At 31.1% G+C, this 13,937-nt stretch carries 18 protein-coding genes; all 18 read right to left on the bottom strand.

Going from position 1 to position 13,937, the window contains the following annotated elements:
- Positions 1 to 4: 4 nt before the first annotated feature.
- Entirely contained in the window at positions 5 to 1,381 is a 1,377-nt protein-coding gene (locus tag CLOCEL_RS08640) for a flagellar hook-length control protein FliK (RefSeq protein ID WP_010077325.1), read from the bottom strand.
- Positions 1,381 to 1,824, bottom strand: coding sequence for a flagellar export protein FliJ (fliJ, locus tag CLOCEL_RS08635; protein ID WP_010077326.1), 444 nt, complete (start codon positions 1,822 to 1,824; stop codon positions 1,381 to 1,383). The genes CLOCEL_RS08640 and fliJ overlap by 1 nt, the downstream gene beginning before the upstream one ends.
- Before the next feature lie 11 nt (positions 1,825 to 1,835).
- A complete protein-coding gene (fliI, locus tag CLOCEL_RS08630) occupies positions 1,836 to 3,143 on the bottom strand; it encodes a flagellar protein export ATPase FliI (RefSeq protein WP_010077327.1) in 1,308 nt (435 codons plus the stop codon).
- A gap of 11 nt (positions 3,144 to 3,154) precedes the next feature.
- Complete coding sequence (locus CLOCEL_RS08625) at positions 3,155 to 3,907, bottom strand: FliH/SctL family protein (protein ID WP_010077328.1); 753 nt, start codon at positions 3,905 to 3,907, stop codon at positions 3,155 to 3,157.
- Positions 3,891 to 4,904 (bottom strand): flagellar motor switch protein FliG, encoded by a 1,014-nt coding sequence (fliG, locus tag CLOCEL_RS08620; RefSeq protein ID WP_010077329.1) that lies wholly within the window; start codon positions 4,902 to 4,904, stop codon positions 3,891 to 3,893. The genes CLOCEL_RS08625 and fliG overlap by 17 nt, the downstream gene beginning before the upstream one ends.
- Positions 4,905 to 4,909: 5 nt before the next feature.
- Positions 4,910 to 6,478, bottom strand: coding sequence for a flagellar basal-body MS-ring/collar protein FliF (gene fliF, locus CLOCEL_RS08615; protein WP_010077330.1), 1,569 nt, complete (start codon positions 6,476 to 6,478; stop codon positions 4,910 to 4,912).
- 14 nt (positions 6,479 to 6,492) lie between these two features.
- On the bottom strand, positions 6,493 to 6,810 hold the full coding sequence (gene fliE, locus CLOCEL_RS08610; protein WP_010077331.1) for a flagellar hook-basal body complex protein FliE: 318 nt from the start codon (positions 6,808 to 6,810) through the stop codon (positions 6,493 to 6,495).
- Positions 6,811 to 6,823: 13 nt separating this feature from the next.
- A complete protein-coding gene (gene flgC / locus CLOCEL_RS08605) occupies positions 6,824 to 7,255 on the bottom strand; it encodes a flagellar basal body rod protein FlgC (RefSeq protein WP_010077332.1) in 432 nt (143 codons plus the stop codon).
- A 19-nt stretch (positions 7,256 to 7,274) separates the two neighbouring features.
- Positions 7,275 to 7,664: a flagellar basal body rod protein FlgB gene (flgB, locus tag CLOCEL_RS08600; RefSeq protein ID WP_010077333.1), complete on the bottom strand. Its 390-nt coding sequence runs from the start codon at positions 7,662 to 7,664 to the stop codon at positions 7,275 to 7,277.
- Positions 7,665 to 8,464: 800 nt separating this feature from the next.
- A complete protein-coding gene (locus CLOCEL_RS08595; protein ID WP_010077334.1) occupies positions 8,465 to 9,301 on the bottom strand; it encodes a flagellin N-terminal helical domain-containing protein in 837 nt (278 codons plus the stop codon).
- A gap of 15 nt (positions 9,302 to 9,316) precedes the next feature.
- Positions 9,317 to 9,658 carry a hypothetical protein gene (locus CLOCEL_RS08590; protein WP_010077335.1) on the bottom strand — a complete coding sequence of 114 codons (342 nt, stop codon included), beginning with the start codon at positions 9,656 to 9,658 and terminating at the stop codon, positions 9,317 to 9,319.
- A 2-nt stretch (positions 9,659 to 9,660) separates the two neighbouring features.
- Positions 9,661 to 11,277, bottom strand: coding sequence for a flagellar filament capping protein FliD (gene fliD, locus CLOCEL_RS08585; protein ID WP_010077336.1), 1,617 nt, complete (start codon positions 11,275 to 11,277; stop codon positions 9,661 to 9,663).
- Between the two features lie 18 nt (positions 11,278 to 11,295).
- Positions 11,296 to 11,676 carry a flagellar export chaperone FliS gene (gene fliS / locus CLOCEL_RS08580; protein WP_010077337.1) on the bottom strand — a complete coding sequence of 127 codons (381 nt, stop codon included), beginning with the start codon at positions 11,674 to 11,676 and terminating at the stop codon, positions 11,296 to 11,298.
- Between the two features lie 9 nt (positions 11,677 to 11,685).
- On the bottom strand, positions 11,686 to 11,931 hold the full coding sequence (locus CLOCEL_RS08575; RefSeq protein ID WP_010077338.1) for a hypothetical protein: 246 nt from the start codon (positions 11,929 to 11,931) through the stop codon (positions 11,686 to 11,688).
- Between the two features lie 4 nt (positions 11,932 to 11,935).
- Positions 11,936 to 12,277 carry a flagellar protein FlaG gene (locus tag CLOCEL_RS08570; RefSeq protein WP_010077339.1) on the bottom strand — a complete coding sequence of 114 codons (342 nt, stop codon included), beginning with the start codon at positions 12,275 to 12,277 and terminating at the stop codon, positions 11,936 to 11,938.
- Between the two features lie 18 nt (positions 12,278 to 12,295).
- On the bottom strand, positions 12,296 to 12,523 hold the full coding sequence (gene csrA / locus CLOCEL_RS08565) for a carbon storage regulator CsrA (protein ID WP_010077340.1): 228 nt from the start codon (positions 12,521 to 12,523) through the stop codon (positions 12,296 to 12,298).
- Positions 12,524 to 12,527: 4 nt separating this feature from the next.
- Positions 12,528 to 12,953, bottom strand: a complete 426-nt coding sequence (gene fliW / locus CLOCEL_RS08560) for a flagellar assembly protein FliW (protein ID WP_010077341.1) — start codon at positions 12,951 to 12,953, stop codon at positions 12,528 to 12,530.
- An 18-nt stretch (positions 12,954 to 12,971) separates the two neighbouring features.
- Positions 12,972 to 13,937: a flagellar hook-associated protein FlgL gene (gene flgL, locus CLOCEL_RS08555; RefSeq protein WP_010077342.1), complete on the bottom strand. Its 966-nt coding sequence runs from the start codon at positions 13,935 to 13,937 to the stop codon at positions 12,972 to 12,974.

Below are 13,937 nucleotides of genomic sequence, written 5' to 3'. Positions count from 1 at the left end.
CCTCCTATACTAATAAGTTAACTTGAGAATCATCGAAGGCTACTTCTTCGTCTCCTTCTATTTCATCAATTCCGAAAACTTTTGAATTATTCTTCTTTGTATTAGAATCCGCTTGGCCATCGCCTTGTCTATTGTCAAAACCATTTGGTTCAGAGAAAACATTTATATTTACTTCTGACACTTTATACTGTTGTAGATTATTGTTTATTTCAGACAATCTAGAATTGATTAAATTATACGTTTCTTTATTTTGAGCAGTTATTTCAGCTTTCATTGCTGAACCTTCCATTACAAGTTTAATAACTATTTCTCCTAATTCTTTAGGTTTTATTTTAACTGTCAACTCTTTTATAGAATTAGCATTCATATAATCAATAGTTTTTAAAATATCAGTTGCTACATTAGCCTTGTTTATTACAGGCTCTGCTGAAAATTGTGCATTTTCTAACTTCACATTTGTAATATGTCTATTAGAATTTAACCAACCTAAACCTTCATTACCCTTGCTTTCTTTACCACCAGCTAGCTGCTCTAATAGTAAATCATCTTTTGATTTACTTGCGTCTCCTTCGCCAGACTTCATCATTGAATCTCTTTTTAGTAAATTCATAGTTCCATTGTTATTTAACAATAATCCATCATTTTTAGGGGCATCACCTGACTTAGCTGTTAATTCTGCAATTATATTAAGTAATTTTTCTCTCTTACTTTCAACTTTAGTGCTATTACCTTGAGATTGATTTAAAAGGTTTATGTTCGCTTCCTCTAATACTTTTGTTAAACCTTCTAATAAACTATCAGAGCTTTGATTTTCTTTTGAAAGCAACTCTGCAATTAATGCTTTTAAAGGATTTTTCACTTCAACTTGGCCTCCATTAACTGTTAGACCAAAAGTTTCAAGTTCATTTGATAATTTTTCATTAGGCTCTGTTTTTTGTTCCTTTACCATAACAAGTAATGATGCTAATAATTGTAGTAAGTTATCATCAACCTCTTTATCACTATTAGCTTCTTCATTAGTACTTTCGTCTTCAATACTTGATAAAGCCTTTAGCAAATCTGAAACTACTTCTTCTATCTTTGTTGCTTCTTCAGTAGTGTCTTCATTCGCTATATAATCACTAATTGCCTTCTTAACCTTATCAGCAAGTTTCTCTTCACTATTTGGAACATCTTTATCTGTAGACTGTGAATCATTTACTTCTTTTTTTGATGGTTTATCAACCTTATCTGAAACTGTATTCACTTTTTCTTTAAACTTAGCCTCGAAACTATCTTCTTTAGCTGAATTAGCTTTATCAAAAGTAGTATTTGATAGTTTGTTAGTGGTTTCTTTTCTTAGATTGTTTACAAGATTATTTGTAAATTGAATATCTGCCATTATATCTCACCTCCTTTCAAGTTTCTAATGAATCCATATAAAGCAAACTCATCATTAGTCTGTTGCTCCTTATATTCTATTTCTTTAACAAAAGCTTCTTTTTGCTTGTCCTTTAGTACTTGAACAGTTTTCTTCTCTCTTTGTTTTACAAGAAGTTCTTTTCTTTTGTGTTCCACAAAATTTTGCTTTCTTACAACTTCTTCGTTAGCTGCATCTATTGAAAAGGAAACTGCATTAAGGTAGTTGTATAGTTGCTTTTGCTCAAGGGCACTTCCATTTATTCTTCTCGAACTATATTTTAGATAATTATCCTTCAAATTTGTAAGCTTTTCTTCAGATTTTTTACAATCATCCATAGCGTTTTTAAATTCGATTTTACTTTGTTCTTCTTTCTCTTCTCTAATATCTAATAACTTTTGGAGTTTAAATCTAAACATATCCATAATGCCCCACCCTATTTAAACATTTTCTTTAAGTTATCTATAGAATCCTCAAAAGCACTTTTTTCTTTTACCTGTTGCTTTAAAAATAGATTAATTTTTTCATTATGAAAAATAGCCATATCTATTTTTTTATTACTTCCTGATACATAAGCTCCTATATTAATTAGATCTTCAGAATTTTTATAGGTTGCAAGTAGATCTCTAGCCAAAGATGCTGATTTTTTATGTTCTTCCTCAGCAATCTCACTCATAAGTCTACTTATACTACTTAATACATCAATAGCAGGAAAGTGATTTTGTGCTGCCAATGCCCTTGATAACACTATGTGTCCATCTAAGATACCTCTAACAGCATCGGCTATTGGCTCATTAAAATCATCACCATCAACTAATACTGTATAGAACGCTGTGATTGATCCCTTTTCTGACATACCTGATCTCTCCATAAGCTTTGGTAACATAGCAAATACTGAAGGGGTATATCCTTTTGTAGCAGGTGGTTCACCAACAGCAAGTCCTACTTCTCTTTGAGCCATGGCAAATCTAGTAACTGAGTCCATCATTAAGATAACTTTTTTTCCTTGATCTCTAAAATATTCTGCTATAGCTGTCGCCGTAAACGCTCCTTTTAATCTAACTAGAGCTGGTTGATCTGATGTTGCACAAACAACTATTGATCGTTTCATTCCTTCTTCACCAAGATCTTTTTCGATGAAATCTAAAACTTCTCTTCCTCTTTCTCCAATTAGTGCAATAACATTTATATCTGCCTGAGCTTCTCTTGCTATCATACCTAAAAGTGTAGACTTACCAACACCTGACCCAGCGAAAATACCAACTCTTTGACCTTCTCCACAGGTTAAGAAACCATCTATTGCTCTAACCCCCGTAGGAAGTATCTCTTTGATTCGTCTTCTCTTTAACGGATCTGGCGGATTAGTATCTAAAGGATACATTTCTCCTTGAGGTATACTTGATTTATCAAGTGGCCTTCCTAAGCCGTCGATTATTTTACCTAATAAATCATAACTACAATTAACGCTTAAAGGAATTCCTGTAGCGACAACCCTACACCCCGGAGCTATTCCAACTAATTCTCCAAGAGGCATTAAAATGATGTCATCACTTTTAAAACCAACAACCTCACAATGTATTTCTTTTCCTTGAGTATTATATATTAAACATACCTCTCCTACTGAAGCACTTACTCCTTCTACCTCAATAGTAAGACCTATAACTTTCTTAACCTTGCCTTCATTATATTGAAATGTAGTATCGCTAATTTTTTTCATTATCTTTTCATAATCTATAGTTATCATTTAATCACCTATTAAGATAATATTATTTCCTCAACCTTTTGAAGAGATATATCTTTTCCTAAAACAACTTTTCCATTATTCTTTTCAATAACTACATTTCCCAAAGTAATAAGTGGATCATCATAAACAAAAATCTCAGCATCAAATGTAAGTCTATTTTTAATATTTTCACAATAATTTTTAACTTCTTCGAACTGTTCTTGATGACACTTAACAATGAAAGTTTTAGTATTTTTACTATCACTAATTGAATTAAAAATCATATTGTTTATTATTTCGGTATCTGCAAACTCTTTATCGATAATTTTTGAAACAGTAGCTAAAATAAGTTGTTTGATTTCATCAGTTTTATTTTCTAGATACTCTTCGTATTGACCTTTAAAATTCATAAATCCTTGACTTATCTTCATTTCTGTTTCTTCAACCATCTGATTTTTAACCTGATTAGCGTCTTCAAGCCCCATCTTATGACCTAATTCATATCCAGCTCTCTTACCTTCTGCTAAACCTCTTTCAAATGCTTCTTTTTTTATCTTTTCCGCTTCCACCACTGCATTAGAGATTATTTCTCGTTCTTTATTTTGTATTTCAATAAGCATTTCTGCATACTGCTGTTGAAACTTTATGCTTTCTTCATCTTCCTGTTCCCCCGTAGTTAGAGAAGTAGGAACTTCTCTAACTATAGGAACATCTTTTGTTATAATGTCTTTTATCCCAGTTTCATTAACAGCATGATATTTGATTACCTTAGACGATAATTGCATTCTCGCCACCTCTTGATAGTATTATCTCTCCAGCATCTTCTAATCTTCTGATAATGGATACAACTCTTTGTTGTGCTTTTTCAACATCCATAAGTCTTACAGGTCCAAGGAATTCTATATCTTCCTTTAACGCAGCTGAAGCTCTCTTTGATTGATTTTTGAATATAACTTGTGCTACATCCTCTGAAGATCCCTTTAACGCTAAAGCTAGATCTTTTCCATCTACTTCTCTTAGAATTCTTTGTATTGATGTATCGTCTAATGTTACGATATCTTCGAATACAAACATTGATGACTTAACAGTTTCAGCAAGTTCAGGATTTTCTCTTTCGAAGGAATCAGTAATATTCTTTTCAGTTGTTCTATCAACTTGATTTAAAATTTCAACAATAGTTTGAACTCCACCAATTACCCCTACATCTGTTCTGATTACTGAAGATAATTTATTGTTTAATACTTTTTCAATTTCTTTAATAACCATTGGTGACGTATTATTCATTGTGGCAATTCTATATGCTACTTCTTCTTGAACTTCTATTGGTAATGAAGATAATATTTGTCCTGCTTTATCAGATTGAAGGTAACATAATATAAGTGCTATTGTTTGTGGATGTTCGTTTGTTATTATATTTAACAGTTGAGAAGCATCAGCTTTTCTAGCTATTGAGAATGGTCTATACTGTTCTGTTGCTTCTGTAACTTTTTCTAATATTTCCTTAGCTCTTTGACTTCCTAATGCCTTTGATAACAAATCTCTAGCGTAGTCGATACCGCCTTCAATTAGATAGTCCTTAGCTTTATTTATTTGAACAAATTCTTCTAAAATATCTTTTTTAACATCTGGTTTTACTGCTGTAATATTAGCAATCTCATAGGTTATTCTCTGAATTTCATTCTCTGGAAGTTTCTTAATTATTCCAGAGGAGGCTTCAGGTCCTAAGGTTATAAACAATATTGCAGCCTTTTGAATACCAGTAAGTTCTTTTTCCTTAGGCATCTATATCACCCCTCATCACTAACTAGCCAAGATTTTATAATTTCCGCAACCTGATCCGGCTTATTTTGAGCATATTTTCTTATTTCATCTTCAATATGATCTTTCTGGCTCTTTTGCTCTAAATCTAAAGGCTTGAAATTAATTTCATTTTCGATAGGCATTTCTTCTAATACAACATCTTCTGTTTCTATCATTTCAAGCTCTTCTTTCTTGCTTCTTCTCTTTCTTAAAACAAGTGCGAAGGCCACTAAACCAATAACTACTGCTGCACCAAGACCTATCATAGTGTATAATTTCTTTTGAGCTTCTGCCTTTTGTGCTGCTTCCATTTCTTCTAAACTCTTTTGAATACTAGCTTTTAATTCTGGGTTAAACTCATATGCCATTACTATAGTCTCATCTTCATTTTGTTTAGCCTGTCCTATAGTTTTATTTACAAGTTTTTTAACATCAGCAAGCTGTCTTTCAGTTAATTCAGCATTATCTATAGCTACTGCTGCTGAAACTGCTGTAACATTTCCAAGAGCATTTTGCTTTCTTTCAATAACTTTTCCATCAGTACTATAGTTAGTTGTTTGATTAGCAGAAGAAATATTTCCATTTTGCATATATTCATTAATTACATTACTAAGGTTATTATCTACTGGACTGTTCCCCGTAGTATTATTAGCATCAGAAGCATTAATACTGATATTTTGACTTACTATAGGTGGTGTTTTATCTACGGTAGTAGTTTCAGTACTTACTGAGTCAAAATTTAGAACAGCATTAACATTAGCTTTTACCTTACCTTGTCCATACATTGGTTCAAGTTGTGATAAAATCTTTTCTTCTAAATAATCTTCAAACTTCATTTTTTCTTCTAATTGAGTTGAAGCTGTAACACTTGACTCATCTTCTGAGCCTTTAAATAACTTATCAGTTAAAAGTCTCATGTTATTATCAACAATTTGAATATTCTCTTTTGGAAGGTTTTTTACGCTTGTTGAAACTAGTGAAACTATAGCTTTCACTTGTTCTTCTGACAATTCTGTACCAGGCTTAAGCTTTAACGTAATTGAAACTGAGGCTGGTGCTGTATCTTTAACAAATGTAGAATCTTCAGGTAAAACAATGTTTACCTTCGCGTCTTCAACTTGCTCAAAACTTTTTACAGTTCTTTCAATTTCGCCTTGTAGTGCTCTTTGGTATTTAACATTAAATTCTGCATCACTAATACCAAGTTGTGAACTAGTATCAAATATCTCAAGTCCAATACTTCCACTTTTGATATCTGCTGCATATTGCAATCTTAACTGTCCAACTTGCTCATCTGGTACCATAATTGTATTAGTTGAATTTTCAACCTTATAAGGAATACCTTCTTCTTTTAATTTTGTTACAATATTTTGTGAATCTGTCGCATCTAAATTATTAAATAAAGCCGTATATTTTGTCTTACCAGTTGTTATAATAAGTGCGACAATAGCTACAATAACGACCGCTGTAATTAAGCCAATAGAAATCTTTCTAACTTTACTCATTCCATTAAAAATGCCTTTTATTTTAGCTATTAGGTCAGCAATTTTACTCATCGTTTATCTCCCTACTATAACTGAATTCTACTTATTTCTTGGTACGCCTCAAGTAGTTTATTTCTAACCTGAACTGCAAGGTCAAGAGATATCTTTGCTTCTTCCATAGATATCATTACTTTATGAATATCTGTTTCATCTCCAGCTATAAAGCTTTGTTGAACATTATAGGCGTCAACTTGTTTAGAATTTACATCTCCTAGCTTGTCTTCTAAAACACTTAAGAAATCAACAGTATCATCATTGCTTTTATTATTTGTATTTGTATTTGAAATCAACTTTGAAATATCATTAATTCCCGTTAATCCATTTCCAATTCCATTAACATTCATTGTGCACTACCCCTTATCTCCCAATTTCTAATGCCTTCGTAAAAATTCCCTTTTGCGCTGTAATCGCCGTAACATTGGCTTCATAAGCTCTGCTAGATGCAATTAAATCTGCCATTTCATTTAAAATATTAATATTGGGCATAGTCACATAACCTTGTTCATCTGCATCTGGGTGTGAAGGATCATAACTTCTTTTTAAAGCTGATTCATCTTCAACTATCTTTGTAGCTTTTACCCCTAAAGATCTTGATTCGTATTTTCCTGTTGTAGAATCTAGATACTTGTCTACATTTTCTTGAAACATACCGATTTTTCTTTTATAAGGTCCACCATCTTCAGTTCGAGTTGTATTAACATTTGCTATATTAGAAGAAACTATATCCATTCTTAATCTTTCAGCACTAAGTCCACTCGAACTAATTCTCATTGAGTCAAAAACGCCCATTTTTTCACCTCATTCAAAATTATTTTCCGTTGATAACGCTTCTAGTCATATTGTATCTACTATTTAAATTTGATACTAACGCTTCATTAAGTAATTGGTTTGAAGATAATTCCATCATTTCGATATCCATATCAACGTTATTTCCATCTTCTCTTACAGAAGTCTTTGTATCTTTCTTCACTACAGCTGACCCGTATGTAGTTCCATCACTTAAGTGTCTTCTATCTGTAGTCTTTAATTCTATATCTTTTACTGATTTTTTTAATTGTTCTTCAAAAGAAACATATTGTCTTTTAAAACCTTTAGTGTTAATGTTCGCTATATTATTAGCTACTACTCTATTTCTTATGGCTACAGCATCTAAATCTTTTTTAATTAAGTCATATGAAGAAGTCGATAAATTAGTCATACATATTCACCTCCAATTATATTAATTAGATATAACTTTCAAAATTCCTTCTTTTTTTTCATATTATCTAAAATTTAATTCAATAATTCATAATATATTTTTGTCGTATTCAGTTATTTAAATTTACTTTAAATTTTGATTAAAGTCAAGTGGTATATTTTATGGAGAATTTTCATCCCTTACTTATCTGTATCAACCAACAACATCACACTGCTTTTTACCCTTACTTTACTCAGCTTTCTATATAAAAAAAATCCGATAGTCATTTAGTTTTTATCTTAAGTAAAAAAATAATCTAACGTGAACTACCGAATCATATTACACATTGATTTTATAAGAAATTTAGTGCCAATGCAATATAAAATTAAAACTTTTATTTATGTAAATAGTGGCACCACTGTTTTTAAATTAAACTCAATATTATCTTATAATAAATGGTTAATATTTTGTAATGAAACACAAGTTGGTAATGCCAATAGCCAGATATGCCCCCTAGAAATATTATTATTTTTATACTATATTTATTACATTTTTTACCATATAATAATATCACATTTTTTCTCAACTGTCTTTTTAATTAAGTAACCAAGCAAAACTAATATATCAAATTCTAAACACCCCTTTGCACATCACAAATATACCAGCTACACTTTACAGAATTTGTTTTTCAAAAGAAATAACATTCCTATCTTCTTATATATATCATCTTCAAAGCAACTGTTCATACTTCTCATTGCTACATATATAAATAAATTTTTCAAGTTAAAAAAGCTTAGAGAATCTCTCTAAGCTTTTTCTTTTTATCTGCTTCTAACATTTTGTAGAATCTGTAATACATCTTGTGGGAATTTATTTGTCTGTGCCATCAGCGCGAATCCAGCTTGAACCAAAATATCTTGAGTAACATAATTAGCCATTTCTTCTGCAACATCTGCATCTCTTAAATCACTATCAGCACTTTCAAGTGTATCGGTTATTTTGACTGTATCATTGTAACAACTTTCAAGTCTATTTTGAAGAGCACCAAACTTGCTTCTATATTCATTAACTTTCTTAATAGCCTCATCAACTTTTGAAATACCTTTAATAGCGTTATCTCCTACAACAATTCCGCTTAATGAACTTTTCAAATCTGATAATCCTAAATTATCAGCGTCCATATTCTCAGTATTTATATTGATAAATTCATCACCGGTAGCACCTGTTCTCATTCTCAAGTTATATTCACTACCGATAATTTTTACGCCATTCATTTCAGTTGTATGTGCAGTAACATCTATATGCTTTATTATAGAATCAACTTCCGATTGAACAGAAGCCAAATCTTCAGGAGTTTTCGTTCCATCACAAGAAACTAATAATTCCTTCAATCTCTGCATACTGTCAGAAATGCTAGTAAGTCCCCCTTCTCCGACTTGTAACAAACTAATTGCATCTTGTGCATTTCTAGCAACCATCTCACTAGTTCTTATTTGCATTCTAACTTTTTCACTAGCAGCTAATTTTACTGGATCATCTTTACTATTTTGAATTTTCAATCCAGAACTTATTCTACTTAATGCTTCACCTTGTCTATCAAGACTATCAGTATAATTTCTATATACATTCAGTGATGCAACATTGACATTTATCCTCACTAGAACTCCCCCTATTTATATAGTTCGATTTAATATTATATTTTTATTTAAAATATGAGAGTTATATCCTTTAGCAGCATTTCTGCCTTCACTAACTTCAAGCATTTTATTCTTATAATAATCCTTTAAGTTAAGTAATTCCTTATTTAAATCTTTTTCTAAATGCTTCATTGAATCATCAAAGTTTTCTTTAAATAATTCTAACTCTTCTAAATTCTCTTTAAAATACTCAATGACTGCTTCTCGCTCTAAAATCGCTTCTTGTATTTTATCAACGTCATCTTCTTTTATATATTTCATAAGATTTACCGATGCTGATTTATATTTTTGTATTTGCATCAAAGTATTTTCTCTCATAATTACATACTTCCTAACTGTTGTTGTAACCAGCTTTGTTGAGCATTAAGCTTTGACATCATAGTTTCGAGATTTCCAAATTTTGCATAATACTTACTTTCCATATCTGTGAATTTCTTATTTAAACTATCTATCTTTGTTTGTTGGTCTAACATAAGTTTCGAGTAAGAATTTGATATTTCTGATAAATCACCCTTAATTCCGGCTTTTTCAACTAGAATACCTTTTGCTCCTTTTGAATTTCTAGTAGTCCTTGCATAATCCTCAAAAATATGAGACACCCTTCCAAATGCACCCATTTCATTTAATCTTGTGTCTCTATCTGTTGAAGTAGCATCAGGATTATATGAAGGGTATGTAGTAGAAGGACCGGCAAGTGCAGTAAGAACAGCATCAGGATCTTCTTGAAGTTTTTGTTTTAATACAGCTTCATCAATCTGTATCTTTCCTCTTTTAGAAATATCACTAGAAGTAGAGATACCAAATTGAGACAAGTTTCCGCCTGTACCATTTAAAGGTCTTGTGAAAAGTTCACTTCTTAATGTAGATGCTAAGTTTTCTAAGTTAGAGTCTTTAGCTAATATTCCTTGTTTAGCCTTTGCTTCCCACTTAGTTACTTCCTCATCACTCATAGCTTCCTTTTCTTCATCAGTAAGAGGTTTATAACTATAATTTCTTTTTGAATATATTTGACCATATATATCATCAAGCATCGTATTATAATCATCTACAAAACTTTTGATTTTCTTTAAAGTTTCATCAGTATTTTTTTCTACAGTAACATTAGTTATGCCTGTACCGTTAACAACCATAGACATACCATCTACTGATACCTTATTAGAAGTTAGTACTTGGTTGCCACTAACACTTCCATTCGGATAAGTAATGGACATAACTCCATCAGTACCAACAGAACTACTTCCAGTGGTTAAATTCATTTTTAACAAAGTGTCACCAACACCAGAATTATCAATTTGAACCCCTGAACTAGCTCCATAAGCTGTTGTTGAGAATGAAAATCCCGCATATTCATAATATTCGAGTTTTACATTTCCCGCCGTTTCAGTATTAACTTTATTAATAAGCGTACTAATTGTATCATTAGCACCTATAGAAACCGTAGCAGTTTTTGCCGAAGCTCCAACACCGTAAGTTATTTGTATTTCATCACTAGTTGTCATACCAAGAGTTGAAAGTTTAGTACTGGTTTTAGTTCCAGCAGCAAGAGCAGTTCCTTTAATCTCAGCTTTTGTTGCTGCTGTTTTTATATCAACAATATAAGTACCATCATTAGCCGTTCCCCCAGCAGTAACAGTAACACTTGGACTACTACCAGCTACAGCAGCAGTCGCTGTTACCTTTTTCTCTGCTAACGAATTGCTATTTAAAATGTAGTTATCAGGTTTTGTTGCATCAAAATACTTACTTTTAATATTTTGCATCTTAGTCATAACCGATCTATACGCTTCTTGTTTCCAAGCATTAAGTTGTTGCTCTTTATATACATTATCAATCTTAGCTTGATATGGTTTCATCAAGCTTTTGACTATACTCTCTGTATCCATACCAGTAGTTAAACCTGTCATTCTCATTGAATTACTCGAACTAACTGAACTCATAAATATCACTCCATTCTTTTATCTTTTAGAAATTTTATAAGCTTCATTCCACATATTTCTTATATCTTCAATAATAGGCATTGTCTCATCTAAAAGTTCTATATCTTTTTTAAAATTAACTTTTCTTAAATTTTCAATTATAAAATCATAGACTTTTGCTAAATTTCTTGCCCATTCTCCACCTTGATTTATATCTAATGTAACCCTTAGTTCGATAAAAATATCCTGTACTTTCATTAAGTTTTCATGAGCTTTTTTGATATCCTTATCCACAATAGCTTGTCTAGACATTTTAGAAAATTTTACTGCTCCATCTAAAAGCATCAATAATAACTGCTCCTTTGATGCAAAGTTCACACTATTATTTTTATACGCTGTGTATCCATTTGTTAATTGCATCATTATCATCTATTCCTTTCTGTCTATGAATCGTCCAATTTTTTTATCTTCAACTACTTCTACTGCTTCAACAGTAAATACATCTTCTGCATCTACTAAATATACTTCACCTTGTTTTAACTCTATTTTCTTATTACTCTCTCTTTTTTTAGTTTCAAGCTTGTAGTTTTTTGCACTATGGATCTTATTTGGTCTGTTAATTTCATTAACTTTCCGCCTAACATTTTCATCAATTTTATTCAATATATATTCCATAATATCAAGCCTTCTTATTAATCATTATTCCTGCTCTTTCACACATGGCTTCAACCATTTCTATGATTTTTTCCGGCGGTATCTCTTTAATAACTTCTTTTGTATTACCATCTATTATTCTTATAATAATATTACCTATACCTTCTCGAACTTCATATTCTGCATAGGTATTTTTATCAAACAATTTGTTTAACTCTTTAACAGCTTCCTTTACCTCTTCTTCATTGCTGCCATTAAACCCAAGATTATTATCCACCTTAAGTTCTTCTACACCTATAACTTCATAAGTTTCTTGTCCATTATTTCGAGATGTTAGTCCTCCATGACCAATACCATTTATTTCCATATTTACACCTCTTGTTAATTATTTTATTTTATGGATTTCAATCCCTTTTAGGATATTTAAATTATCAGTCTTTGCTTTCCTATTTTCTTCTTTAACTTCTTCATAAAGTTCTTTTCTTAAAATACTAATATCTCTTGGTGCGTTAATTGCGAGTTTTACATTACCACCTTCACAACTAATTATTGTTACTTCAATGTTATCTCCTAAGAGTATAGCCTCACCTTTTTTCCTAGTAATAACTAGCATCTTATCACCTCTTGAGTAAAGGATATTTTATTTTATATTTTTCATTATTTAATATTATTTGTTCCCCTAACCTATTATTATTATTTATAATAACAGGTGCTGCTAAATTTACTGTTATATTTTCAACTTTTGAAGCAAGAGTAACAAAACTTAATATAAAAACATCCTTTGGGTTTTCTATTTTCAAATTATCAATTGTACTCTGTTCTAACTCTACTTCGTAATCTGAGTTAATATCAAAAGGTGATACACATATTAATCCAACCTCATTATCTTCTATGCTATGAAGGATTTTAAAATTTGGATTATCTTCTACAGGAAGCATTACAAATTTTCTTAAACTCTCGAAGCCTGGTAACCCTTTTTGAAAAACCACTACCTGTTCTTCATTATACTCAATTTCACCATGATATTTTGTATTATACTTCATCATAATTCATCTCCAGTTTTATAAATAGTCAAGTAAAGTCGGTTGTATTACCTTAGCACCAGTTTGTAGAGCAGCTATATAAGTTGTTTGAAGCATTGCGTATTGCATTGTAGTTTCTGCTACATCTACATCCTCATTGCTCGATAAAATTTCTTTCAAGTTTAGTGTTTCATCTTTGTTCTTACTTAATGCACTATCCATTCTATTTTGCATAGCACCTACAGTAGATCTTGCTTTTAATATATTGTTATGAGCTGCTTGAATATCTGTAAGATTCTCAGTTGTAAGTTTATTTATATCTGCTGGATCCGAAGAGTTTAAATTGTTTAAAATATTTTTAAACAAGTCCATTACATTATTAGTAGTTCCACCATTAAAATTTAGTATCTCCGGTGCTGTAGTATTATATTCCATAGTAACACCTTGAGAAACTTCAACTTTATATTTACTAGATACCTGTGTCATTTCAGTAGCAGTTATTGGATTATCTGTTCCATCAGAATTAGCGTATTGAATAGTATATTGACCATTAGCATCTACAACTGTTTTAACAGGTTTATCTGTACCTCTAGTTCCGCCAAAAACATAAGTTCCTTGGAAACTAGTATTTAGAGCTTGGGCAAAATGCGCAACCTTTTCATTTAACTCTTGATTTATAGCATTTCTTTCATCCGACCCATAAGCCGCATTTCCCGCTGAAACTAATTTTTCTTCAAAAGATACTAAAACATCATTTAAAGTAGCCAATGTAGTATCAACAACATCTAAATAATTAGTTGTACCTTGTATATTGGCTTTATATTGTTCATTAGATGATATATCTGAATCTATTTGCATGGATTTAGCTACCTTCAATGGATTATCAGAAGGCTTAGAGAACTGCTTTCCTGTAGAAAGTTGATTTTGAACCTTTGTCATGTTATTCAAATTATTATTAAGATTAAATAGATATTTATTTGACATCATCTTATTTGTGATTCTCAT

This window comes from Clostridium cellulovorans 743B (genome assembly GCF_000145275.1).
GTDB lineage: Bacteria > Bacillota > Clostridia > Clostridiales > Clostridiaceae > Clostridium_K > Clostridium_K cellulovorans.
Note: the sequence above shows the minus strand (reverse complement) of the source record. Positions and strands in the feature narration are given on the sequence as shown.